The following is a 22,720-nucleotide window of genomic DNA, read 5'->3' on the forward strand; positions in this document are numbered from 1 at the left end:
TCGGCTAGGCTTTTTGGCGGATGACCAGCGACGAAAGGCAGAGTGCGTGGCAGCCGACGCAGGGGCGGAGCGGTTCTCGCGGGTGTTCGACACGCTCGAGCTGCTCGTGGGGCACCCGGAAGGCATGACGCTCACCGAGATCGTGAAACGGCTCGGGATGCCGGCGAGCAGTGCCCACAACCTGCTGCAGCGCATGGCCGCCACCGACGTCATCGTGGTCTCCGACGACCTCCGCTACTCCCTCGGCTCGCGCGCGGTGCGCCTCGGCATCCGGATCGTCGACGGGCTGGAGGTGCGCGACGTCGCGCGCCGGCCCCTGCAGGAGCTCACGCGCGCGACCGGCGAGGACGTGTACCTCGCGGTGCGCCTGGGCACGCGCGTGTCCTACATCGACCGCTTCCCCGGCACCCGCCCGATCGCGGTCGACATCCGGCTCGGCCAGTCGCTGTTCCTGCACGCCACGGCCGTCGGCAAGCTGTTCGCGGCCTTCCACGCGCCGCTGCACCGGCGGCTGCTCACCGAAAAGCGGCCGCAGCTGACCGACCACACCCTCACCGAAGAGCCCGACCTCGAACGCGAGCTGGACACGATCCGGCGCGCCGGCTACTCCGTGAGCCGGGAGGAAGCGATTCCCGGCGTGGTCGGCTACGGCTTCCCGATCCGCGACGCGTACGGGGAGATCACCGCCGCCATCCACATCTCGGTGCCACTCGCGCAGATCGACGAGAAGCACGAGAAACTTTTGCTGGACAAGGCGTTCGAAGCCGCGGCGGCCATCGAGGCCGACCTGGGCCGCGGCGGCGCGGACCTGGCGCGGCGCGGCCGCCGCGCCTGAGCCGGCGGGATTCCGGCCGGCTCAGTCCAAGCAGAACTCGTTGCCCTCGACGTCCTGCATCACCAGGCACGACTCGTTCTCCTCGTCGGCCTCCAGCAGGTGCAGGCGGGTCGCGCCGAGCGCCACCAGGCGGGCACCCTCGGCTTCGAGCGTGGCGGCGCGTTCGGCCCCGACGAGCCCGGTGCCGGCCCGCACGTCGAGATGCACCCGGTTCTTCACGACCTTGCCCTCGGGCACGCGCTGGAAGTACAGCCGCGGCCCGACGCCGTTCGGGTCACCGCAGGCGAACGACGCGCCGCGCTGCTCGGGCGGCAGCGACCGGTCGTAGTCGGCCCACGACGCGAAGCCCTCCGGCGCCGGCGGCACGACGTAGCCCAGCACCTCGCACCAGAAGCGGGCGACGCGCTCGGGTTCCGCACAGTCGAACGTGATTTGCACTTGCTTGACCGTCCCCATGCGGGCCACTTTAGCGGTTCGCCCGAAATTCGGTGGAGCGTCGCGGCGAGGGCGATTAGCGTGCTGCCGACCGAGTCGCCCAGGCAAAGGACGTACCGTTGTACACCCTGTGAGACCTCCCGAGCGCTGATCCGGCGCGCGGCCGCCCCTGTGCGCCGCGCTGCCTTTTGCTGCGGATTTCTCACAGAAACGGTGTTCTGCCGTGCTCGAAACCTGGGTGGTCGAACCCACCTGCCTGCCTGTTGTCCTCCGTCGGTGTCACGTCTGCGCGAGCGAGCGCTTCCGGACCGACGGGAAGTTCCGGGTCAACGCCCACCACAAGCTGCTCGAAGCGTGGCTGCTCGTGCTCTGCACGGGTTGCGGCGACACGGTGAAGCTCTCGGTCCTGGACCGCACCAACGTGGGGTCCATTCGGCCCGAGTTGCTGAACCGCTTGCAGCACAACGATCTCGGCCTCGCCGCCGAGCTGCTGCAGGATCCGGCCGTGCGCCACCGCAACCGCGTCGCACTCGACTGGACCGGTGCGTGGCGCCTCGACACCGGCGGCGCGGACTACCGCGACCGCGAGGTGATCGACGTGGCGGTGCACTTCGCCGCGCGGATCCCGATCCGCCCGGTGCGCCTCATCGCCGCCGGCTGCGGCCTGCCGCGTGCCGAAGTCGAACGCCTGCTGGAGGACGGGAAACTCGTGTCGGGAGTGCGCCTGAGCGGCAAGCTCTCCGGCGACTTCACCTTCACGCTGAAGCGCTGAACTCCCGGGCCGGTGCGACGGACCACGCCGGACCGGCCCGACCCGCTACAGAAACGCCCAGCCCGGCCGGCCGGACTTGCACGTTTCATAGGCCACCGGGTCGATCGTCTGGTACACGCCGATCACTGTCTCGCCTTCGCAGGTGACGCGGCACAGGTGCTCGTCCAGACCACGCAGGCCGATGCGGGTGCGCGGGTCGGCCAGGTCGTAGGTCTCGCCCTCGGTCAGTGCCGGCCCGTCGTAGGAACCCTGGTGGATGCCGCTTTCCGGGGTACCGCCGTACATGCCGCAGCGCAGGAACGCGGTCTGGTGGCCGAGGTGCTCGTAGTGCAGTTCCTTCACCTCACCCGAGCCGAGCCGGTATTCGACGATGCCCTCGGCGAAGATGTCGGTGTCGGGGTCGAAGCGCAGCCGGCGCGTCGGCTTGGCCACGCGGGTGGCGCCGGGCCGGCTGTCGCCGAACGGGTAGTACACGCGGTCGCCCCACAGCGTCCAGTCGGCGAACGGCACGAACGCGTTGCCGGACACGCCCACGTGCAGCCGGCCGCCCAGCGACATCGCGGGACCGCCGACGCCGCGGCCCGTGCCCCAGTGCCGGTCGCGGGTGCCCGCCGAGCCGGGGCCGAGCTCCACGCGGGTGCCCTCGACTTCCACCCAGCCCTCGACCGTGCCGAAGCCCTCGAAGCCGGCCGTCACGTCGTTGCGCCGGCCCGGCGGCGTGCCGTGGGCCGAGTCGGACAGCGGTTCGCGGAACACCTGCCGGGTGGTGTCGCGGAACGTGAGGTCGTAGCTCACACCCCACTCGTTGGGCTCCAGCACGTAACGCCATTCCCGCAGCCCGCGGATGATCTCCGGCGCGATCGGGCCCACGCGCAGGTCGGCCCGGTCCACGCCGAGGTCGCGGAAGCTGCGCACGGACGTGTGCCGGCCGCGGAAGTTCACGATCGCGTAAGCCTCGGCACGGTCGAGGTTCGGGTAGAAACTGCCGCCGGTGGCCACCATGACCTCACCGGCCGGGTCGTGGCAGATCATCCAATAGCGCTCGTAGGCGCGCGGATCGCCGGTCGCCATCACGCGGATCGGGTCCGGGGTCTGGTGGATGAGGTAATCGTCCAAAGGGGACAGCGGGAACTGCTCGGCGAAGTGCTCGTCGCCCACGGTCAGGTCGCTCATCGCCACCTCCTCAGCTCGGGTCGGTCTCGACGCGCCGGACGAGATACTCGGTGATCTCGCGGTGCCCGGCGCCGGTGCGGGGCAGATCCGCGATCACGCGGGACAGCAGGGCTCTCAGCTCGGCGTTGCGCTCGGCGGCCCGCGTCGGGTCGAAACCGGTCTCGACGGGCTGTGTCGCCTGGGAAATCTCCTCGGCCAGCGCGGTACCGGCCGGTGCCCAGCGCGTGAGCAGCTCCGCCATCGTGAGATTGTCGGCCGTGTGGAACGGCAGCAGCGCCGACCACGACCGGCCGACCTGCGTGAGCAGCCGCCGCACGTTGGCGAGGTGCTCACGCGAGTCCCGGCTCAGCTCCGGATCGGCGGCCACGGCGTCCAGCAGGCGCTGTGCACCGTGCAGCTGGTCATCGACGGTCGGGCGCACGTCAGCTCCTTTCGGTGATCGCGGCCAGCAGGGTCCGCAGCACGCGTCTGGTGGGCCGGTACGGTTCGTCGCTGCGCTCGTCGAGGAACGCGCGCAGCCCGCTCACCTGCATCACGGCCGTTTTGAACGTCGAGAACACCACCCACCACCGCAACGCGGCCTCGTCGACTTCGGTGCCGCTCACGTCGCGGTAGTGCCGGATGAGGTCGTCGCGCTCCCACGCGCCCTCGATGAGGTGCTCGCGGTGGCGCAGCGGCTGCACGACCCAGCCGAGGTCCTCCAGCGGGTCGCCGAGGTGCGCGAGCTCCCAGTCGAGCAGGGCCGAGACCCGGCCGTCCTGCAGCAGGATGTTGCCGGGCTTGAAATCCGCGTGCACCAGCACGGTGCGTGCCGACACCGGAGCGTGCTCGCGCAACCAGCCGATCGCCACGTCCACTTCGGGCAGTGCTTCCAGCTGGTCTTGGCGCAGCACGGTTTCCCAGCGGGTGAGCTCCGCGAGCGCGGCCTGGTCCCCCGGGTCGTCGAGCACTTCGCCCAGGCCGGTGGCACGCCAGTCCACGGCGTGCACTTCGGCCAGCAGCTCGCAGAACCGGCGGGCCAGCGCCGTGCGCTCCGCCAGGAGCCGCTCGCCGTTGACCACGCGGTAGTCGCACTCGCCGGGTTCGCGGCGCATGATCAGCGACGGTTTGCCGAGCCACTGACCGTCGGCGTCGAGCCACCGCGCTCGCGGCGCGGGCAGCCCACTCGGTTCCAGGGCCCGCAGCACGGCGAACTCGGTGCCGCGATCCGTGTCGACCAGGCCACCTTCGGGATCACGCCGCAGGATCAGCGGCTCGCGCCCACCCGCGGCGTCCACGAGGTCGAACACCCAGTTCTCACGCGAGCGCCCGATGCCGACGCGGGTGAGGTCCACGATCTTCGGGGCCGACCCGAGTTTCGCGGACAGGAACTCGTGCAGCTGCTCGTCGAGCGTGCTGGTCATGGCGTCTCCCGCAGTGAGGAACGGTGGCCGGGGGCCGCGATGGCGACGAGCGCTTCGGCGCGCTCGGTGAGGCTTCGACCGCGCAGGTCGGCGATGCCGTGCTCGGTCACGACCACGTCCACGTGGGAGCGCGGCGTGGTCACGGCGCCGGCGTGCAGGCACCGCACGATGCGCGAGCGGCTGCCGTCCCCCGTCGTCGCGGGCAGCATCACCACCGACAGGCCGTCACGGGAGTGCTGGGCCGCGCGCAGGTAGTCCGGCTGGCCGCCGATCCCGCCGACGTAGCCGGAGCCGAGCTCTTCGGCGTTGACCTGACCGGTGAGATCCACCTGCAGCGCCGAGTTCATCGCGACGAAGTGGTCGAGGTCGGTGAACGCACCCGGGCGCGCGAGCTCGGAAACCGGCCGCACGAGCACCCCGGACCCGACCACCCAGTCGTAGAGCTCCTGCGAACCGGCGGCCTCGCAGATCACCACGGCGCCGGGCTCGTCGCGCAGCGCACCGGCTCGCGCGAGGTCCAGCAGCCAGGTGCCGGCGAGCGTCGAGTGCACGCGCAGGTCGCGGCGGGACCGCAGCGCCGCGCCGATCGCCGAGGGCAGCGTGCCGACGCCGAGCTGGATCGTCGCGCCGTCGGGCACCAGACCGGCGACGTGGCGCGCGATCCGTTCGTGCACCGGACCGGTGGCGCCGGCGGTGATCGTCGGCATCGGGCGGGAACTGGCCACCGTCGTGGTGAGCACCGAGCGGTGCACGCGCGGCGCGCTCGTGTGCGGCAGCCGGTCGTTGACCTCGGCGACCACGGCGCGGGCGCGGCCGAGTAGCTCGTAGGTGTAGTCCACGGCCAGGCCCAGACTGTGGTGACCGGTGTCGTCGGCGCTCGACACCTGCAGGGCCACCACGATCTGCTCGGGATTGCGGCTGGCCAGGGCGCGCGGCACGTCGCGGAAGTGGCACGGGATCACCGAAACCGTGCCGTTCACGGCGAGCCGGCCGAGCGGGCCCAGCGCCCCGAACGACACGAGCGGCAGCTCGCGCGCGGCCGGGCCGGTGAGCGCGCTGCTGTGGCTCAGCCCCACGAACACCTCGACGTCGGCCGGTGCCGCCCGCACGAGCTGTTCGAGCAACGGAGTCGGCTCGCCGGTGCCCTGTGCGACCACCACGAGGTCACCGGGTTTCAGCACGCCGGTGAGCCAGTCGGCCGTCACAGCACGACCACCGGGGTGACCGGGGTGGCGGTGGAGCCCACGAGCGGGATCGGCGCGAACACGAACAGGAACGTCGAGCGCGCTTCGGCGGCCAGTGCGTCGCCGAGCTCGGCCAGCTCGAGGTTTTCCAGCAGCGGCACGCCGTGCTGGTGCAGGAGCAGCAGGTGCGCGGGGAACCCGCTGGTGGCCGATTGCTGCTCCACGGCGTAGTTGTCGGCGCCGACGAGGGCGACGTCGTGGTCGGCCAGCCAGCGCGCGGCCTCCGCGGTGATGCCGGGCTCGTCGGCGAAGTAGTCGCCGCCGTTGCCTTGCGTTTCGAGCCAGCCGGTGCGGATCAGCACCGCGTCGCCGGTTTCGGGCGTCACGCCGGCTTCCGCGATGCCCCGGCGCAGCTCGTCGACCCCGACCGGGGCGCTCGCGGCCAGCGGGCCGCCGGTCGCGGCCACCAGGTCCACGAGCACGCCGCGGGTGACCACCGGCACCAGCTTCTCGGCGCCGCACCGCTGCGCGCCGCGCGTGGTGCGGGTCGAGGACTGCGGGTGTCCATTGTAGATTTCCTCGCCGGTCCACGCGTGGGCCAGCGTGTCGGCGTGGGTGCCGCTGTGCGTCGGGAACTGCACGGTGTCCTCGGCGAACCGGAACCCGCCCGGGCTGCGGGCGCCCAGCGCGTAGTCGCCGGCGTCGCGGTTCATGAACCGCATCGGGCCCGGCCGGTGCCGCGGCGAAGCGGTGCTCGGGCCCAGCGGCTGCGCGAGCCCGAGGGTGCGGCCGGTGCGCACCAGGCGCGCGGCTTTCAGCGTGACGTCGGGGGTCACGAGGTTCAGCGCGCCGGCCTCGTCGTCGCTGCCCCAGCGGCCCCAGTTGCCCGTCATGGCTTGCCTGCTTTCAGCTTGTCCTGCACCAGTTTCTCCGCCTGGTCGCGCAACGTCCGGCGCACGAGCTTGCCGGTTCCGGTCTTCGGCAGCTCGTCGACGATCGCCACCGCCCACGGCACCTTGTACCCCGCGATGCGTTCCTTGCAGTGCGCGATCACGTCCGGCGCGGTGAGGTTTCCACCGCGCGCCACGACGAACGCCACCACGACCTCGTCGCGGCTCGGGTGCGGCGCGCCGAGCACCACGGCCTCGGCGACGTCCGGATGCCCGGCGAGGAAGCTCTCCACCTCGGCCGGCGAGACGTTGATGCCCGACGTCTTGATCATGTCGGTGATCCGGCCGACGAACGACACCGTGCCGTCGGCGTTGACCACACCGCGGTCGCCGGTGCGGAACCAGCCGTCCGCGGTGAAGGCGGCGGCGTTGGCCTCGTCGTCGCCGAGGTAACCCGGGGTGAGGCGCCCGTGCACCTGCAGCTCCCCCGGCTCGCCGGCCGCCAGCAGCGCGCCGGTTTCCTGGTCGGCCGCGCGCACTTCGACGCCGGTCAGCGGCTCGCCCTGCGTGCGCAGGCGGGTTTCGAGCGGCATCCGGTGGTCGGTCACGCAGCAGTTGCCGTAGGTCTCGGTCGAGCCGTAGACGTTGCACAGCTCGGCGATGCCCAGCCGCGTGATCGCGCGCTCGACCTCCTCGGGCCGGCCGATGGTCAGCCCCGTGCGCAGCGTGGTGACCGCCCGCACGCGGTCCGCCACGGCGGTCACGAGCGCGTCGACCATGGCGGGCAACAGATACGCGGCGCTCACGCGTTCGGCGGCCATCAGATCCGCGGCCACGGCGGGCTCGAACTGTTCCTGCAGCACGAAACACGCCTGGTGCGTCATGGTCGCCATGAGGGCGTTGGCACAGCCGAAGCTCCAGAACAGCGGAGAGCCGAACCACACGCGGTCCTCGGCGGTGAGCCCCATGCGCTCGCCGATGTGGAACCCGTTGCGGATCAGGTCACCGTGACACAGCGGCACGGCCTTCGGGTTCTTCGTCGAGCCTGACGTGTACAGCACGAACGCGGCGTCGTCCGGGCCGGGTTTCCCGTGCTCGTCCGGCCCCTGTGCCAGAGCCGACCACGCCGGCGCGTCGGCCGGCCCTTCGTCGCCGAGCACCACGATCCGGCGCAGCCCGGGAAACACCTCGCTCGGCTTGCTCAGGTCCGGCACCAGTTTCCGCAGTTCGCCCACGAGGTCGTTGCCCCGCACCCGGTCCGCGAGCACCAGCACGGACGCTTGCGAGCTCGTGAGCAGGTAGTCGATGTCGTAGGCCTTGACCCAGGTGTTGAACGCGTCGACGCGCGCCCCGCACGCCAGCGCGCCGAACGCCACCGGCACCCACTCCGCCACGTTCGGCGCCAGCAACGCGACGACGTCCCCCTGCCCGACGCCGATCCCCCGCAGCTTGCGGCGCGCGCGCTCCATCTCCTCGGCCAACTGTGCGTACGTCCAGCGCACGCCGCCGACCACCAGCGCTTCGCGCTCCGGCGCCGCCGCGGCACACTCGCGCAGCAGGTCGGGCAGGGTCTCGGCAGCAGGCATCGGGCTCATCGCGACCTCATCGTCACTTTCGAATTCTCGAATCGAAATTCGTATATCCGTAAGCTACCGGCGGCCGGGCGAGCGAGTCAAGAACGGGCGCTCAGGCTTGGGCGACGGTGAAGTGCCGGGCGTCGCCGGGGTTCTCGAGCTCGTCGAGGACCGCGATGGCGAGGTCGGGGGCCGTGATGTGCGAGTCGCCGCGCGCGTCGGTGAGGAGCGTGTCGCCACCGCGCCGGTACGCGCCGCTGCGGGCGCCGGGCGCGAGCACTGCCGGCGGACTGAGGTAAGTCCAGCCGGCGTAGGCGTGGGCCTGGCACACGCGGAACTGGTCGAGGCTCGCCTGTGCCACGGCCTGCCAGGCTTCCGGCACGCGGCGCGGATCGTGGAGCACGAGCCGGGCGGGATCGTCCGGCGACCGCAGCGGCGCCGAGCCGCCGACCACCAGCACGCGGGTGCGGGACCGGGCCGCGGCGTCGAGGAACCCGCGGCTCAGCGGCGCGAGCCGGTGCTCCTCGCCGGGAGCGAGGCGGATGGTCAGCACGGCGGCGTCGGCGTCGGCGAGCACCGGGTCGAGCGTGGATTCTTCGGCGACGTCCAGCGCGTGGACGGTGAGGCGCTCGCTGCTCGCCGCGGCGTCGGCGCGACGGGAGAGCGCGGTGACGGCGTGGTCGCGGGCGAGGGCTTCGGTCACGATGGCGCGCCCGGCCAGGCCGGTCGCGCCGAACACGGCGATTCTCATGGATTCCGTTTCCTCGGGGGAAGTTGCCCGGCCACCAGGGCGGTGAGGGCGAGAGCGAAGCCGGCGAGCTGGATCAGCGTGAGCGCCTCCCCGGCGACGGCCGCGCCGAGCACGGCGGCGACCAGCGGTGAAAGCAGCCCGAGCAACGCGGTGGCGGTCACCGGCAAGCGCCGGATGCCGGCGAACCAGAACGAGTAGGTCAGCAGCCCGCCGATCAGGCCGAGCCACAGGTACCCGCCCACGGCCGGGGCGTCGATACCGGCCGGCACCCCGTCGATCACGAGCGCCGGCACGAGCAGGACGAGCCCGGCCGCCGTGAGCTGCCACCCGGCCAGGCCCACGGCGCCGACGCCTTCGGGGCGCCCCCAGCGTTTCGTCAGCACGACCCCGGCGGACATCGACGCGGCCCCCGCCAGGCCGGCGACCACGCCGAGCGGGTCGAGCCCCGCGTCGGGCCCGAGCACGACCAGCGCGACACCGAGCACGCCCACGACACCCCAGGCGACGCGCCAGGCGGAGAGCCGCTCGTGGAGGATCCCGACGGCCAGGAAGGCGACCACGATCGGCTGGACCGCGCCGAACGTCGCCGCGACCCCGCCCGGCAGGTGCTGCGCGGCGAGGAACAGCAGCGGGAAGAACGCGCCCATGTTCAGCACGCCCAGCACCGCGCTCTTCCACCACCACGCTCCGGTGGGCAGGCGGCGCGAGAGCAGCAGGGCGAGCAGCCCGGCGGGCAGCGACCGCATCAGCGCCGCGAACAGCGGGTGGCCCGGCGGCAGCAGATGCGTGGTGACCAGGTAGGTCGTGCCCCAGACCAGGGGCGCGACGGCGGTCAGCGCGGTCCACGCGACCCGCGAGGCCGGAGCGAGCGGTGGTGCTGGAGTCGAGGTGCTCACTCCTTCATCGTCGGCCGCTGTCGTCGATGAGTCCAACACATGGTTGTCATCTCAGCGATGAACGGCAATCATGACTGGTCGTGGAGCTCCAGCAGATGCGCTACGTCGTCGCGGTGGCCGAGGAACACAGCTTCACCCGCGCCGCCGAGCGGTGTTTTGTCGTGCAGTCCGCGCTCAGCCACCAGATCAAGGCCCTCGAAACCGAACTCGGGGTCACGCTGTTCGCCCGCACCAGCCGCCGCGTCGAGATCACCGCCGCCGGCTCGGCGTTCCTCACCGCCGCCCGCGCGAGCCTGGAGGCGGCGGACCGCGCGGCCGCCGACGCGGCGGCCGCCGCCGGCGAGATCCGCGGCACGCTCACCCTCGGCATCATCCCCACCGTCACGGCGGTCGACATCCCCGCCGCACTCGGCCACTTCCACCGCACCCACCCGTCCGTCCACATCAGCCTCCGCGGCGGCGGCAGCGACGAGTTCCTGGCCGCCCTGGCCGCCGGCACGATGGACGTCGCCGTGCTCGGCCTCCCCGAACCCACCCCGGTCCGCGGCGTGGCCACCCACCTTCTCGCCCACGACCGCCTGGTCGCCGTGCTCTCCGCCGACCACGCCCTCGCCGACCGCCCCCGCCTCGACCTGGCGACCCTGGCCCCGGAAACCTTCGTGGACTTCCCCGCCGGCACCCCGGGCCGCGCCCCCTCCGACCGCGCCTTCGAGGCCGCCGGCGTCCGCCGCACCGTCGCGTTCGAGGCCATGAGCATCGACCTCATGCTCGACCTCGTCCGCCACAACCTCGTGATCACCCTGCTCTCCCCCGCCGCCATCCCACCCGACGACACCCTGCGCATCATCCCCGTGACCGACGGCCCGACCCGCCTCGAATACCTGGCGTGGAGCGACTTCAACCCTTCACCGGCGGCAAGGGCCTTTGTGGAACAGGTGATCGGCGCGGCACCCGGCCGGAAATGACCGCCTGGCAAGCGGTTCTACCCGCTGTGGTCTCCCTGCCCCGCCGTCGGCACGTAACGCACCGGTGCCGCCGGTTCGTCGTGGGTGTGGATGAGGCTGGTGTCCCAGCGGTGGGGCACCGAGGCCGCCACGCGTTCGACCAGGTGGCTGCAGAACACGGGCGCGCTGAGGCGCACGAGGCGTGCGTCGCCGGTGTCGAGGGCGAAGGCGGCGGTCTCGCCGGTCACCTCCACGCGCCGGTGCCGCACGTCGGCCGGGCGGGGCAGGCCGTAGCCGTGGAGGAGGGCGTTGCGGATGATCCACAGCACCACGGCGTCGTCGTGGTCCACGCCGTGTTCGATGAGCAGGCGCTTGAACCGCCGCCCCGCCGGCGCGGACGTGCCGGACAGCGTGTCGAGCACGATCATGCCCAGGCAGACGCCGATCCACGACTGCGTGCCGGGCCCCTCGCCCGTCTCGGGGTCGCGGCCGTGCGCCGATCGCATGTCCCGCATCGCCAGCTCGATGGGCAGGTAGGCGCGCTCCGGGTGGGGCGCGCAGTGCAGCCGCCTGAGCGGCGCACCGCCGCGGTCCTCGAGCGTGGTCACCGCCGAACCGTACCCGATCGGCGTCGGCGGACCCGCCGGACCGGCACCCGCGGCTGGTAACCTTCCAACCGACGCTGAGACGGTTACCGGCAGGCGGGAGCGCCATGGACGGCACGGAACTGGCCAACGCCGGTGACCACGCCGCGTTGAACTTCCTCAACACGCTGTCCGCCCCGTGGGGCGAGGAGATCGAACTGCTCGCGTCGGGCCGGGATTTCCTCGGCTGGCTCATGACCATCGACCTGCTCGACGGCGCGGAGCGCGCGCGGCTGGCGCGCAAGTTCCGTGCCCAGGACCTCGACGACGCGGCCGCCGAGGCGCGCGGGCTGCGGGAATGGCTGCGGGGCGTCGTCTCGGCGTGGGCCGGGACCGGGGTGGTCCCGGCCGGCGTCGCGAGGCGGTTGAACCGGCACCTCGCCGCCGACAGCCAGTACCGGCAGCTCACGACCACCGAAGCCGGGACCGAACTCGTGACGCGCCGGCGCTGGACCGAAGCGCGCCAGCTCCTGGTGCTGCCGGTCGCGGCCGCGGCGGACCTGCTCGCCCACGCCGACCGCGCCCTGGTCCACATGTGCGACGGCCCGGCCTGCGGCATCTGGTTCTACGACCGCACCAAGTCCCACCGCCGCCGCTGGTGCTCGATGGCGGTGTGCGGCAACCGGGACAAGGTCCGGAACCACCGCGCCCGGGGTGAGCTCAGAACAGCACCCGCGGCGGTGCGGCCCGCCCGTTGAGAGCCCGCCCTCGGTGAGGATCGACCATCCTCGGTTGAAAAGCCTTGCCCGGTCACCAAGTTTCCGAACGGCGAGCGAACGCGCTGACGTCTTCCGCGCCCGTTGCGCAGAACGACGGACCGCGCACCATCGCGCGGGTGCTCAATGCCTCGGGTGGCACGAGCATCTGACCTTTGTGGACGACGACGGGTGCGTCGTTCCCGCGGCCGACACCGCATTCCCCTGCGCCGGCGGCTACGGCCGGCGCCGGCGGACGTGGCGGAAACCGTGCGCGCGGTGGCCGGCGTCGAGTCGTGGGGTGATCAACGGCGGTTTCGCCCGCTGACCGCCGACGAGCCTCAGCGTTCCGGCAGGTGCCGCCGTTCCCGCAGCCGCTCCAGGTCCTCGCGCATCTCCGTGGGGAGCAGTTCCGCCATCTGTTCGGGCCGCAGCGGCAGGTCCAGCAGGCTGAGCTTCACGCGGCTGCGCTGGGCGTGCCGCTCCGGGTCGAGCCGCACGACCTGGGCGGCGTCCGGGCGCAGGGTCGCGGTGAGCGGCGTCGCCGGGTCGAGGGGCCGCCACGCGTTCCCGTCGACCCGCAGCACCGGCGGGGCGCTGCGGGCGGCGCTGCGCAGCGTCACCACGTCGCGGGCCGGCAGCACGATCGCCCGGCTGACACCCGACATCGACGCCACCGGTGTCACCGCCAGCACCTCCGCGGCCGGCGAAATGACCGGCCCGCCGGCGGCGTAGTTGTACGCGGTCGAGCCGGTCGGGGTGCTGAGGATCAGCGCGTCGCAGCGGTAGTAGCCGAACCGGACGGAGTCGACGAACAGGTCGACCTCCACCGTCGCCCCGGGCTCGGCTCCCCCGACGACCACGTCGTTGAACGCCACGACCGTCGCGCCGTCCTCTTCCAGTGCGACGCAGCTGTGCGGTTCGATCTCGAAGTCCCCGCTGTGCAGCCGCTCGAGCGCGCCCGCCAGCTCGGAAGGCATGATCTCGACCAGGAAACCGACGTTGCCGTAGTTCACCCCCAGCACCGGCACCGGCCGTTGCACCGCCAGCCGCATCGCCCCGAGCATCGTGCCGTCACCGCCAAGGCTCACGATCGCGTCGACCCCGGCCGCGAAGTCCGCGTCGGACACCACCGGCACCTCGGCCCCCACCTGCGCCGCGTCGCCCCTCCGGGCGACCAGCTCGACGCCGCGCCGCGCGGCCCACGAAACGAGCTCGTCGACCGACGCGCCCACCGCCTTGCGCGGATGCGCCACCACGCCGACCCGGACCACCTCGGAAGCACCCATGCCGCCATTCTGTCCGCCCGGCCGCCGGGCCGCTTCCCACGAACGGACGACCCGTCCGGCTGGGTCCCGATTGGCCGAAGCGGAGCGGCGAGGGCCCGACTCGGTGGTTGCCTCCTCGGCGGCCATCGCAGAACACAATGCGACGACGGTCGTCCTGGCGCCCATCAGCCCGGTTCACCATGCTGCCGGGTGACCTTGCAACGGCCCAAAGAAGGCAGCTCAGCGGCGACGACCTTCAACCACACGGCCAAGTTCGCGCATTTTCGCTCCGCAAGCCTCACACAGGCAATAGGGTCGGGCGTACATTCGACTTGACGAGGAGGCCGCATGGGCGAGGGGACCGTCGATCTTCTGGTACGGATCGATGGCGACGGGGCGTCGCGCACGACACTGGATCGACTGAGCACCATCCTTGCAGGTGATCTTCGCGCTGCCCGGGTCGGCCGGGTCGATCGTGCGACCACCGCGGCAGACCACGGAACCAAATCCGGCGTCCTCCCGGTCCTGGGCGACCTGACTGTCAACGGTGTGGCTGTCACCGCGGCGACGGTCTTGTACAAGACCCTGACGGCATTTCTGGACCGAAGCAAAGCGCGCTCCGTCACGGTGAAACTGGGCGACACCGAGGTTGTGGTGAACGCAGCGACGAAGAGCGAGGTAGCCGACGCGCTTGCTCTGGCGATGAAACACGCCACTGACACTCGCAAGCCGGAGCACGATGGGTGAGCGTCGAGCACTGCTGATCGGCACAGCCGCGTACGATGATGTCACGCTGCCATCGCTACGCGCACCGGCCGTCGAGACCCGGCAGCTCTGGAACTTGCTGAAGGACCCGTCGATCGGCGGATTCCGGGCCAAATACCTGATCGACGAGCGCAAACACGTCGTCGAGCGGGAGATCGAGGAGCTGTTCGCCGACAGCAAGCCGGACGACCACGTGCTGCTCTACATCTCGGGTCACGGACTCAAGAACGGTGAGAACGAGCTCTTCTTCGCTACAACAGACACACAGCAACAACGCCCGTACTCGACGGCCATACCGGCGGTCATCGTCCAACGGCTACTGCACGAATGCCAGGCGCAGTTCAAGGCGATCGTGCTCGACTGCTGCTACAGCGGCACCTTCGCGGCAGGTCCGATCGCGAAGTCGGACAGCGTCGTGGACGTCAGTCTCCTCGGCGAGGGCACGTACATCATCACAGCGACGAGCGCTTTCGACCCGGCGTTCGAAGACGACCGGGTGGTGTTCGGCAACAGCCAACCGTTTTCGCTGTTCACGGACGTGCTGATCAAGGGATTGGACACCGGGGCCGCTGCGTCCGCGGACGCGGACGTGATCACGATCGACGCCCTCTACGACTATCTGCACCAGGAGCTCTCCCGGCCCCGGCTGGGGTCACGAGTGCAGGTGCCGCACCGGCTGAACCAAGGCCAGGGCGCCTTCGTCGTCGCGAAGGCGCGATCACGCACCTTGGCGGTCGATGAAGAAGCCCCGTCCCCGCTTCTTGAGGCCCTGATCAGTCTCGAACCGCCCGACGCCGTGCGCGAACTGGGCGTGCCGATCGGCCAGGTGCATCGGTCGGTATCGCCCGGGTCCGAGGTCGTTCGGCTCGATCTCGCCGGTCGAGACGGGCACATCGGCATCGTCGGCAAGGTGTGGTCGGGCAAAACGACATTGCTGCGCACCGTGATCGCCGGTCTCCGGTTCGGCCGCTCACCGGACGAAGTTTCCTTCGTGTTGCTCGACGCGAGCGCCCAGCTCAGCGATCTGGCCACAATCCCACACGTACGCCGATACGTGGCGCCGACGGCGGTCGGGTCGTCGTTGGCAGAGCTCTCGAAGCTGATCGAGCGGCGCGACCAGTTGTTCCGGTCCGTCGGCATCGGCACGATGCGGCGGTTTCGCGGGCTTCGCGCCCAGGGCAAGCTACCGTCGGGTGACAACGCCGACGTCTTCGTCGTCATCGACGGGTGGGAAGAGTTCGCCGAGTACGAGCCGACCTTCGCCGGGCAGGTGCGACAGCTCGCTCTCTCCGGGCTGAGCAAGGGCGTGCACGTCGTCGTGACCGCGCGGCATTGGGTCGAGATCCCGGGGCCGGTCGACCGGTTCCTGATCGGTCGCATCGAGCTGGCTCTTGATGATCCTTCCTCGTCGAGAATCGACGCCGAGCTGGCTCGCTCACTGCCCGCGCGTCCGGGCTGGGGTCTGCACAACGGCCGCCCGTTCCTCGTCGCGACCACACACCTCGCAGACAGCGATGACCAACTCGAAGCCATCGACGCCGCCCTCAAACAGCTGAGCGAAGCCAGTTCGGTGGCCGATTCCGACAGGAGGGAGCGGCTGGACGACCCCACCTTCCTGGAATTGCTCGGCTTGCCCGGTGATCCGATGACCTTCGACGTCGAGAAGGCCCGGCGAGAACGACCGGTCCGGGATCGTTACCGCGTGCCCATCGGTCTCGACGAACAGGGCAGGCCGATCGTGCTCGACCTCAAGGAGGCCGCGGTCGGCGGCATGGGTCCGCACGGATTGTGCGCAGGCGCGACCGGATCGGGCAAGACGGAACTGCTCAAGACGATCATCGCGGGGCTGATGATCACGCACGCGCCCACCGAGTTGACCGTGTTCCTCATCGACTACAAGGGCAGTAGCGCGTTCCGCGAATTCGACCGTGCGCCGCATGTCAGCGGCAATCTGGCCGACTTGGCCGGCGACCTGTCGATGGTCGACCGCCTGCGGGACACACTCGCCGGGGAGATGGCCCGCCGCCAGGACGCCTTGACAAAGGGCGGCTACAAGAGCCTTGCGGAATACGAACGCGCGCGTGAGCTCGGCGCCGAGGTCGAACCCCTGCCCCTGCTCCTCATCGTGGTCGACGAGGTGAACGAGCTACTGGCGGCGAGACCAGAAATAGCTGAGACGTTCCGAGTGATCGGGCAACTCGGACGTGCGCTGCACATGCATTTGCTGCTCGCCACACACCACGTGGACGACGAGCTGTTGCACCTGCTTGATACGCACCTGTCGTACCGAATCGGATTGCGCACCTTCACCCAGGCAGAATCTCGCAACGTTCTCGGAGTGCCGGACGCGTTCGAACTGCCGCCCACACCAGGTGTCGGGTATCTTCGATTCGAGATCTCGTCCTTGACGAAGTTCAAGGCCGCCTACACCTCCGCGCCGTACTCGCCACGAAGTCTGCATGCGCGAGGTCTCCGCAGCCAAGACGCACGTGCAGAATCCGAGAAGTTCAGGCCAGGTACTCCGTCCGAACTGGAAGTCTTCGTCGCACGACTGGCAGAGCAAAGCCGGCCCGCGCGACAGATATGGCTGCCGCCACTGTCGGAACCCCACTCGTTGGATCAGCTGCTACCGAGCCTGATCGAGACGCCGGAACGTGGACTTTCCCCGGACGGCTTCTTCGGCAACGGGAAGCTGCAGGTTCCGGTGGGTGTGGTCGACCGGCCGCGAGACCAGCGCGCAGACCTGCTCTGGGTCGATCTCTCCGGTGTCGCGGGACACGCCGCGATCGTCGGCAGTTACAGTTCAGGCGCGTCGACCCTGCTGCTTTCGCTGATCATGTCCGTCGCACTGACCCAGACTCCGAGCGAAGCGCAGTTCTACTGTCTCGATTTCGGGGCCGGTGCGCTGCGGAAACTGGGCGACCTGCCGCATGTGGGTGAGGTGGCCACGACCCAGACCCCCGACTTGGTACGACGGACGATCGGTGAGATCGGCGCGTTGATCGCGGAGCGGGAGATTCTGTTCCGCGCCCGGGGAATCGACGCCGTGACCGAATTCCGAAAGCGAGAACGGGCCGGTGAACTGGCCGGTGCGCCGCGCGGAGATGTCTTCCTCGTGATTGCAGGCTGGGAGAATTTCGCTGAACGGTTCCCAGATACCGCAGGTCAGGTGACCGGCCTTGCCGGGACCGGCCTCCCCTACGGCGTACACGTGATAGTTTCCGGACACCGGTGGTCGGCAATCCCGTCGGAACTCCTGAGCCTGCTGGGCACCCGACTCGAACTGCGGCTGGCCGACCCGGAAGAATCCGGCATCGACGCGCGGGCAGCCGACACGGTCCCGAACCGGCCGGGCCGTGGCTTGACCAGGGACAGCCTGCATTTCCTCGGAGCTCTGCCCCGGGTCGACGGCGGATCCGGCACAGAGGATCTGAATGACGCCGTGCGCGACGCGGTAGACCGAATCGCCGCGGCGTGGAATGGACAACACGCACCGCGGGTGCGGGTGCTGCCCGATCCGCTCCCGCACAGCCAGGTCGAAAACGAGCACTCCGCGGACAATCCCAAGGCGATCCCGATCGGGCTGCAGGCGAGTGACCTCGCCCCGGCCTTCCTCGACTTCGAGCGCGAATCGCATTTTTTCGCGCTCATGGACGGCGAAACCGGCAAGACGAACTTGGTCCGGATGATCGTCCGTGGCATCGTCGAGCGTTACGCCCAGAAGGAGGCGGTGATACTCCTGGTCGATTATCGGCGAACGATGCTGGATTTCGCCCGGGGCGAGCACATCCTCGGGTATGCGGTGTCCGGCAATCAGCTCTCGTCCATGATGAGTGATATCGCCACCTCGATGACCAGGCGACTTCCCGGGCCCGATGTCACGCACGAGCAACTGCGCGACCGTTCTTGGTGGACAGGGCCTGAGCTGTTCATCGTCGTGGACGACTACGACTTGGTGTGCCCCGTCGGCAGCGAGAACCCGCTGATGCCGGTGGCGGAGTTTCTCCCACAAGCCAAGGACGTCGGCCTGCACCTCGTCGCAGTGCGACGGTCCGGTGGCGCCGCCGCGGCGATGTCCGACGGAGTTCTCGGCAAACTGAGAGAGCTCAGAAGCCCCGCATTGCAGGGGTCCGGGAGCGAGCTTGAAAAGACGCTGATCGGTCAGGTTCGCCCTGTCGAACTGCCGCGCGGGCGAGGAACACTCGTCAGCCGCAGGTTCGGCGAGCAGTACCTGGTTCTTCCCTGGGTGGCCCCTGAGACTATTGTCGAAGCAGCCCCAGAGACCGCGCCAGGTGAAACGTCCTCCGCTGAAAGCAACGGTGGTGAGCGACCTGAAATCGCGGCGGTGGATGCCGAACCGGAGTTCACGAAGCCCGTCGCCTCGGGCGACCAGTCCTGGCCTGAGGAGACCGGTCACCTGGATGCCGAAACGCCGCCCGATTCAGTGGCTTCGACGAAGCCGTCCGATTCCTGAAGGTCTGACACACCGCCGTGGGTGCGACCGTGCTGAAACCGAAAGCCGGCCCAAAAGACGATTCGAGTACGTACCGTTGAACACCAGCAGGCGGTCGTAGCCGCGATCACGCTCGGCAACCAGGTTTCCGCGTTACGTTTCGTCATGTAGTTCGCGCAACGCCCTCATCGAGCACTGCTCGTCTTGATTCACAGACAAGCCTGGGCCGTACCGCTGGGCGAACCACGACGACCGTGATCGTCGTGGTGGCCTCAACTTCCGGCGCGATCCCCGGTGTCATCATCCTCGCGGGCGCCTGGGTGGCGTGTGCGGGACGCGAAACGCGTCAGCGCTTCACCGAGCGGCCCAGGCGCAGGGCGGAGATCAGGAAGAACACACCGCCGAGCGTGGCATAGCCGGCGAGGGTGGTGAGGGTGGCGGCGTCCTGGGTGGACTGGAGGACGAAGGTCGTGCCGGCCACCGCGGAGAGGGCGCCGCTGGCGATCATCGGCCACTGGCCGCCCAGGGAGCGGCGCACGAGGCCGACCACGAGCTGCACGAGGCCGGCCACGATGGCCCACGCGCCCCAGACCCCCAGCACCGCCGGGATCCCCGACGAGGCGGCGATGCCCAGGCCGACGGCGGTGAGCAGGCTGATCACGATGTTCACGTAGAGGCCGGCGGTGGCCGTCTTCGCGGAGCGCGCGTCGACAACCGCGGCGGCCACGTCGAAGAGCGGGTACAGCACCAGCAGCGTGGTGGCGACGGGGCCGAGCGTCTTCGCCGTGGTGAACACCAGCACGGCCCACACCACCGCGAACGCGAAACGCACGAAATACAGGCGCCGCAACGGAAGCGTGGTCTCGGAGCGGTCTTCGTCGATGGAAACGGTCGGTGCGGTCATGGCACATCCTTAGAGAGACAGAACGATCGGTCTTTCTGCAGGGAACTATGGCAGCTCCGATCCCATCACGCAAGACCGAACGTTCTCTCTGTTAGACTGACTCCGACAAGGAAGGGCGGTGGACCAGCAGGTGTCCGAAGCACGCAGCAGGCTGCTCGCCACGGCGACGCGGCTGTTCTACCTGGAGGGACTGCACTCGGTCGGCATCGACCGGATCGTCTCCGAAGCGTCCGTCACGCGCGCCACGCTCTACCGGCACTTCCCTGGCAAGGACGACCTCGTCGTCGCTTACCTGACCGAGGCGGACCAGCTGATCCGCGCCCGCGTCGAAGCCATCCGCGCCGCCGGGCACAGCCCGGTCGACACCGTGCGCGCCGTCGCCGCCTTCATCGCCGACGACCTGCGCACCCCCGGCTTCCGCGGCTGCGCGTTCCTCAACGCGGCCGCCGAGTACCCCGACCCGGCCCACCCGGTGCACCGCGCCGTCCTCGCCCACCGTGACTGGTTCCTGGCCACCGTCAGCGATCTCTTCACCGCCACCACCGAACCCGCCCCCATCCCCGCGGCCCGCCATTTCGTGCTGCTGCGCGACGGCGCCATGTCGTCGGGCTGCCTCACGGACCCGGACGCGGTCTGCGAAACCTTTCTCCTGGGCGTGGAAGGCATCCTGCGCTATCGGGATACGGTTTCGGCCGAGGAAGCCGTGGGCCTCAAGGGTTGAGCGCCGTCGCGAGGAGTTGCTCGTAGCGCGCGGCGACGCCGGGGAACAGGTCGAACCCGCGGCGCCCGAGTGCCTCGACCTCGCGCGGCGCCAGCACGGACGAGGCGCGCAGCGCGGTGATGTTCCGGCCGAGGCTGTCGTCGTTCGAGCACGGCACGCCGGCGTCGCCGCCGTAGACGAAGTGGTCGCGAGGGACCATCGTCACCGCGGCGGCGAGGTGCGAGTCGGCTCCGGTCGCGGCGGTGTCGAGGTAGAGCCTGGCCAGGTCGGCGCGGATCTCCGCCGGCGAAAGCCCTTCGGGATTGGGCATCCAGGGCTCGGCGCCGAGCAGCTGCAGCCGGCCCGAGAGCGCGGGCAGGGCGCCGCCGCAGTGCGCGAGCACCACCACGAGGTCCGGATAACGGTGGAAGAAGCCGGTGTAGAGGAGATCCGTGATCGCGCGCGTGGTCTCGAACGCCACCTCCACCAACGCCGCCGGCTGGCCCAGCGGCGGGGCGATTTCCGGGCTCGGGTGCACGAATAGCACCGCGTGGCGCCGGTTCAGCTCGGCCCACACCGGCGCGAGCCGCGGATCGCTGAGCGGCACTCCGCGGGGGCGGGTGACCAGGAGATAGCCGTCGGGGTGCGTCTCGCGGTCGCCGCGTTCGATCTCCGCCAACGCGGCGTCCGGGTCGTGCGTCGGAAGTCCCGCCAGAAGCCCGAAGCGGCCGGGATGCCGGGCGACGAGGTGCGCGCCGTAGTCGTTCCAGGCGCGCAGTTCACCGTCATCGGCAGGCAGCGGCACGGGACTGAGCAGCTGCACCGCGATGCCGAGCCGGTCCATGCTCGCCAGCGCCGCTTCGGGCGTCCAGTGGTAGGGCTCGGGCGCGACGAACCGAGCGGCACGCAGTCCGCGCCACTGCTCGTCCCGCTGATCCGCGGTGGTCGGCGGGCTGAAATGAGCGTGGATGTCCACCCAGCCGCGGTCCTGGTCCATGGCGATCACCTTCCCGGCGTCAAGTTGCACTCCAGTGCAACTTCCCCAGTGTTGCACTCGAGTGCAACACTGTCGAGGTGACCCCGACCCCGCGAACGCCCCGCGCGCAGGCCACCCGCGAACGCCTCCTGCACGCCGCCGTGCGGGTGTTCACCGAACGCGGCTACGACCACGCGACGATGGACGACGTCGCCGCGGCCGCCGGCGTTTCCCGGCGGACCGCGTTCAACCACTTCGCGTCGAAGGGGGACCTCGCGGTCGCCTGGGCGGCCGGCCGTGCGGAAACCGCGTTCGCGCTGGCCCGGCCGAGCGCCGCGGCCGATCCGTTCGACGCGATCACCACGGTGTTCCACGAACTGGCCGCGGCCACCGAAGCCGGCTGGGAAGAGACCCGCCAGCTCACCACGGCCTGGATCCGCGGCTACGGCGCGCCCGACCACCGCTCGCCCCTGTCCGCCGAACTCCGCGAGTGGCTGCGCGGCCCGCTTTCCGGCGGCTCCCTCGATCCCGCCCTCGCGGCGGACGTGCTCTTCGACGTGTTCCAGGGCGCGTTGCTGCGCCGGCTGGACCGCGCCGACCCGCCGCCGGCCGGCGCGTTCACCACGGAGGTGGACGCCCTCGTCGCCGTGGTCGTGGCCGGCCTCACCGGGGCCGGCACCGGCACCGGCAAAGCGGGCCACCGTGGCAGCCCGCGGACCCGAGCCCACTCGTGAACCGGGCCGCCTCAGGAAATCACCGCCCGCGCACGACCGGCGGCCCCCGCGGGGAGGGCCGCCGGCTTCCTCGTCACAAGAGGTCAGAACGCCTTGCCGGCATCACGGGCGGCGACCAGTGCCGCGTCGCGGTCCTGATCCGGGGTGCCCGTGAGGATCGTGGGCTGGAAGCGCAGCTCGGTCACGTCGGTCACGCCGACGAACCGCAGCCAGTCCTTCACATACGTGGAGTGGAAGTCGGCGCCGAACTGGATCGGGACACCTTCGGAGTACACCCCGCTGGTGTAGATCGTCGCCGCCTTCTTGCCGTGCACCAGGCCCGAATAGCCGGCGGCCGGGTCGAAGCCGAAGACCATCCCGGGCTGGGTGATGATGTCCACCCACTGCTTGAACACGTACGGCACGCCCGAGTTCCACATCGGAATGCTGAACACGTACGCGTCGGCGGCGGTGAACTGGTCGGCCAGCGCCTGGGCCTGCGCCCACACCCGCGCCTGCTCGCCTTCGGGCGTTCCGCCGGCGAACACGGTGAGCTTGGCGCTCGCCCCGGTCGGCCCGAACGCCGGCAGCGAGCCGTCCCAGAGGTCCAGCGTCTTCACGACCACGTCCGGATTGGTGTCCTGATAGGACTCGAGGAACGCGGAAGCCAACGCACCCGAGTCCGACGCGGCACCTCGCGGGCTGGCCGAGATGTGCAGAACGGTTGTCATCAAACGCCTTTCTG

Annotated in this window: 22 protein-coding genes; 8 read left to right on the top strand and 14 right to left on the bottom strand. The window is 70.4% G+C overall.

Going from position 1 to position 22,720, the window contains the following annotated elements:
- Positions 1–46: 46 nt before the first annotated feature.
- Complete coding sequence (locus tag VSH64_RS20810; RefSeq protein WP_326837302.1) at positions 47–835, top strand: IclR family transcriptional regulator; 789 nt, start codon at positions 47–49, stop codon at positions 833–835.
- Positions 836–856: 21 nt separating this feature from the next.
- Here the strand turns inward: VSH64_RS20810 and VSH64_RS20815 are convergent, their stop codons facing one another.
- Positions 857–1,291 (bottom strand): VOC family protein, encoded by a 435-nt coding sequence (locus VSH64_RS20815; RefSeq protein WP_326837303.1) that lies wholly within the window; start codon positions 1,289–1,291, stop codon positions 857–859.
- A 202-nt stretch (positions 1,292–1,493) separates the two neighbouring features.
- On the opposite strand from VSH64_RS20815, the gene VSH64_RS20820 reads away from it, so the two are divergent.
- Entirely contained in the window at positions 1,494–2,042 is a 549-nt protein-coding gene (locus VSH64_RS20820; RefSeq protein WP_326837304.1) for a DUF1062 domain-containing protein, read from the top strand.
- A gap of 45 nt (positions 2,043–2,087) precedes the next feature.
- On the opposite strand, the gene VSH64_RS20825 is transcribed toward VSH64_RS20820, so the two are convergent.
- From VSH64_RS20825 to VSH64_RS20860, 8 genes are all read right to left on the bottom strand, one after another.
- Entirely contained in the window at positions 2,088–3,215 is a 1,128-nt protein-coding gene (locus tag VSH64_RS20825) for a hypothetical protein (protein WP_326837305.1), read from the bottom strand.
- 10 nt (positions 3,216–3,225) lie between these two features.
- Positions 3,226–3,636 (bottom strand): hypothetical protein, encoded by a 411-nt coding sequence (locus VSH64_RS20830; protein WP_326837306.1) that lies wholly within the window; start codon positions 3,634–3,636, stop codon positions 3,226–3,228.
- Position 3,637: 1 nt separating this feature from the next.
- Entirely contained in the window at positions 3,638–4,618 is a 981-nt protein-coding gene (locus tag VSH64_RS20835) for a phosphotransferase family protein (RefSeq protein WP_326837307.1), read from the bottom strand.
- Positions 4,615–5,823, bottom strand: coding sequence for an acetyl-CoA hydrolase/transferase family protein (locus VSH64_RS20840; RefSeq protein WP_326837308.1), 1,209 nt, complete (start codon positions 5,821–5,823; stop codon positions 4,615–4,617). The genes VSH64_RS20835 and VSH64_RS20840 overlap by 4 nt, the downstream gene beginning before the upstream one ends.
- Positions 5,820–6,695, bottom strand: coding sequence for a cyclase family protein (locus VSH64_RS20845; protein WP_326837309.1), 876 nt, complete (start codon positions 6,693–6,695; stop codon positions 5,820–5,822). The genes VSH64_RS20840 and VSH64_RS20845 overlap by 4 nt, the downstream gene beginning before the upstream one ends.
- Entirely contained in the window at positions 6,692–8,287 is a 1,596-nt protein-coding gene (locus tag VSH64_RS20850; RefSeq protein ID WP_326837310.1) for a class I adenylate-forming enzyme family protein, read from the bottom strand. The genes VSH64_RS20845 and VSH64_RS20850 overlap by 4 nt, the downstream gene beginning before the upstream one ends.
- Before the next feature lie 91 nt (positions 8,288–8,378).
- Complete coding sequence (locus VSH64_RS20855; RefSeq protein ID WP_326837311.1) at positions 8,379–9,017, bottom strand: NAD(P)-dependent oxidoreductase; 639 nt, start codon at positions 9,015–9,017, stop codon at positions 8,379–8,381.
- Entirely contained in the window at positions 9,014–9,913 is a 900-nt protein-coding gene (locus VSH64_RS20860) for an EamA family transporter (RefSeq protein ID WP_326837312.1), read from the bottom strand. Before VSH64_RS20860 ends, VSH64_RS20855 begins: the two co-directional genes overlap by 4 nt.
- Before the next feature lie 80 nt (positions 9,914–9,993).
- On the opposite strand from VSH64_RS20860, the gene VSH64_RS20865 reads away from it, so the two are divergent.
- Positions 9,994–10,878 carry a LysR family transcriptional regulator gene (locus tag VSH64_RS20865; protein ID WP_326837313.1) on the top strand — a complete coding sequence of 295 codons (885 nt, stop codon included), beginning with the start codon at positions 9,994–9,996 and terminating at the stop codon, positions 10,876–10,878.
- A gap of 17 nt (positions 10,879–10,895) precedes the next feature.
- Here VSH64_RS20865 and VSH64_RS20870 read toward each other — a convergent pair whose 3' ends face one another.
- The gene (locus tag VSH64_RS20870; RefSeq protein ID WP_326837314.1) at positions 10,896–11,465 is read right to left on the bottom strand and encodes a hypothetical protein; all 570 of its coding nucleotides are present in this window, start codon (positions 11,463–11,465) and stop codon (positions 10,896–10,898) included.
- A 104-nt stretch (positions 11,466–11,569) separates the two neighbouring features.
- Here VSH64_RS20870 and VSH64_RS20875 point away from each other — a divergent pair, with 104 nt between their 5' ends.
- Entirely contained in the window at positions 11,570–12,199 is a 630-nt protein-coding gene (locus VSH64_RS20875) for a CGNR zinc finger domain-containing protein (protein ID WP_326837315.1), read from the top strand.
- A 338-nt stretch (positions 12,200–12,537) separates the two neighbouring features.
- Here VSH64_RS20875 and VSH64_RS20880 read toward each other — a convergent pair whose 3' ends face one another.
- On the bottom strand, positions 12,538–13,485 hold the full coding sequence (locus VSH64_RS20880) for an NAD(+)/NADH kinase (protein ID WP_326837316.1): 948 nt from the start codon (positions 13,483–13,485) through the stop codon (positions 12,538–12,540).
- Positions 13,486–13,812: 327 nt separating this feature from the next.
- Between VSH64_RS20880 and VSH64_RS20885 the strand changes: the two genes are divergently transcribed.
- The gene (locus tag VSH64_RS20885; RefSeq protein WP_326837317.1) at positions 13,813–14,211 is read left to right on the top strand and encodes a hypothetical protein; all 399 of its coding nucleotides are present in this window, start codon (positions 13,813–13,815) and stop codon (positions 14,209–14,211) included.
- Positions 14,204–18,703, top strand: a complete 4,500-nt coding sequence (gene eccCb, locus VSH64_RS20890) for a type VII secretion protein EccCb (protein WP_326837318.1) — start codon at positions 14,204–14,206, stop codon at positions 18,701–18,703. The genes VSH64_RS20885 and eccCb overlap by 8 nt, the downstream gene beginning before the upstream one ends.
- 325 nt (positions 18,704–19,028) lie before the next feature.
- Here the strand turns inward: eccCb and VSH64_RS20895 are convergent, their stop codons facing one another.
- Positions 19,029–19,586, bottom strand: coding sequence for a hypothetical protein (locus tag VSH64_RS20895; protein ID WP_326837319.1), 558 nt, complete (start codon positions 19,584–19,586; stop codon positions 19,029–19,031).
- Positions 19,587–19,716: 130 nt separating this feature from the next.
- On the opposite strand from VSH64_RS20895, the gene VSH64_RS20900 reads away from it, so the two are divergent.
- A complete protein-coding gene (locus tag VSH64_RS20900; protein WP_326837995.1) occupies positions 19,717–20,307 on the top strand; it encodes a TetR/AcrR family transcriptional regulator in 591 nt (196 codons plus the stop codon).
- Here the strand turns inward: VSH64_RS20900 and VSH64_RS20905 are convergent.
- Positions 20,297–21,283: an amidohydrolase family protein gene (locus VSH64_RS20905; RefSeq protein ID WP_326837320.1), complete on the bottom strand. Its 987-nt coding sequence runs from the start codon at positions 21,281–21,283 to the stop codon at positions 20,297–20,299. The genes VSH64_RS20900 and VSH64_RS20905 overlap by 11 nt on opposite strands.
- Before the next feature lie 77 nt (positions 21,284–21,360).
- Between VSH64_RS20905 and VSH64_RS20910 the strand changes: the two genes are divergently transcribed.
- On the top strand, positions 21,361–21,996 hold the full coding sequence (locus tag VSH64_RS20910) for a TetR/AcrR family transcriptional regulator (RefSeq protein ID WP_326837321.1): 636 nt from the start codon (positions 21,361–21,363) through the stop codon (positions 21,994–21,996).
- 83 nt (positions 21,997–22,079) lie between these two features.
- On the opposite strand, the gene VSH64_RS20915 is transcribed toward VSH64_RS20910, so the two are convergent.
- On the bottom strand, positions 22,080–22,706 hold the full coding sequence (locus tag VSH64_RS20915; RefSeq protein WP_326837322.1) for an FMN-dependent NADH-azoreductase: 627 nt from the start codon (positions 22,704–22,706) through the stop codon (positions 22,080–22,082).
- Positions 22,707–22,720: the final 14 nt, after the last annotated feature.

Source organism: Amycolatopsis rhabdoformis, assembly GCF_035918295.1.
Lineage (GTDB): Bacteria > Actinomycetota > Actinomycetes > Mycobacteriales > Pseudonocardiaceae > Amycolatopsis > Amycolatopsis rhabdoformis.

Bases quoted from the DNA above. Each gene is read 5' to 3' on its own strand.
- VSH64_RS20815 (WP_326837303.1), bottom strand. From the start codon at position 1,291: ATGGGGACGGTCAAGCAAGTGCAAATCACGTTCGACTGTGCGGAACCC.
- VSH64_RS20825 (WP_326837305.1), bottom strand. From the start codon at position 3,215: ATGAGCGACCTGACCGTGGGCGACGAGCACTTCGCCGAGCAGTTCCCG.
- VSH64_RS20835 (WP_326837307.1), bottom strand. From the start codon at position 4,618: ATGACCAGCACGCTCGACGAGCAGCTGCACGAGTTCCTGTCCGCGAAA.
- VSH64_RS20845 (WP_326837309.1), bottom strand. From the start codon at position 6,695: ATGACGGGCAACTGGGGCCGCTGGGGCAGCGACGACGAGGCCGGCGCG.
- VSH64_RS20850 (WP_326837310.1), bottom strand. From the start codon at position 8,287: ATGAGCCCGATGCCTGCTGCCGAGACCCTGCCCGACCTGCTGCGCGAG.
- VSH64_RS20855 (WP_326837311.1), bottom strand. From the start codon at position 9,017: ATGAGAATCGCCGTGTTCGGCGCGACCGGCCTGGCCGGGCGCGCCATC.
- VSH64_RS20875 (WP_326837315.1), top strand. From the start codon at position 11,570: ATGGACGGCACGGAACTGGCCAACGCCGGTGACCACGCCGCGTTGAAC.
- VSH64_RS20880 (WP_326837316.1), bottom strand. From the start codon at position 13,485: ATGGGTGCTTCCGAGGTGGTCCGGGTCGGCGTGGTGGCGCATCCGCGC.
- VSH64_RS20885 (WP_326837317.1), top strand. From the start codon at position 13,813: ATGGGCGAGGGGACCGTCGATCTTCTGGTACGGATCGATGGCGACGGG.
- eccCb (WP_326837318.1), top strand. From the start codon at position 14,204: ATGGGTGAGCGTCGAGCACTGCTGATCGGCACAGCCGCGTACGATGAT.
- VSH64_RS20895 (WP_326837319.1), bottom strand. From the start codon at position 19,586: ATGACCGCACCGACCGTTTCCATCGACGAAGACCGCTCCGAGACCACG.
- VSH64_RS20905 (WP_326837320.1), bottom strand. From the start codon at position 21,283: ATGGACCAGGACCGCGGCTGGGTGGACATCCACGCTCATTTCAGCCCG.
- VSH64_RS20915 (WP_326837322.1), bottom strand. From the start codon at position 22,706: ATGACAACCGTTCTGCACATCTCGGCCAGCCCGCGAGGTGCCGCGTCG.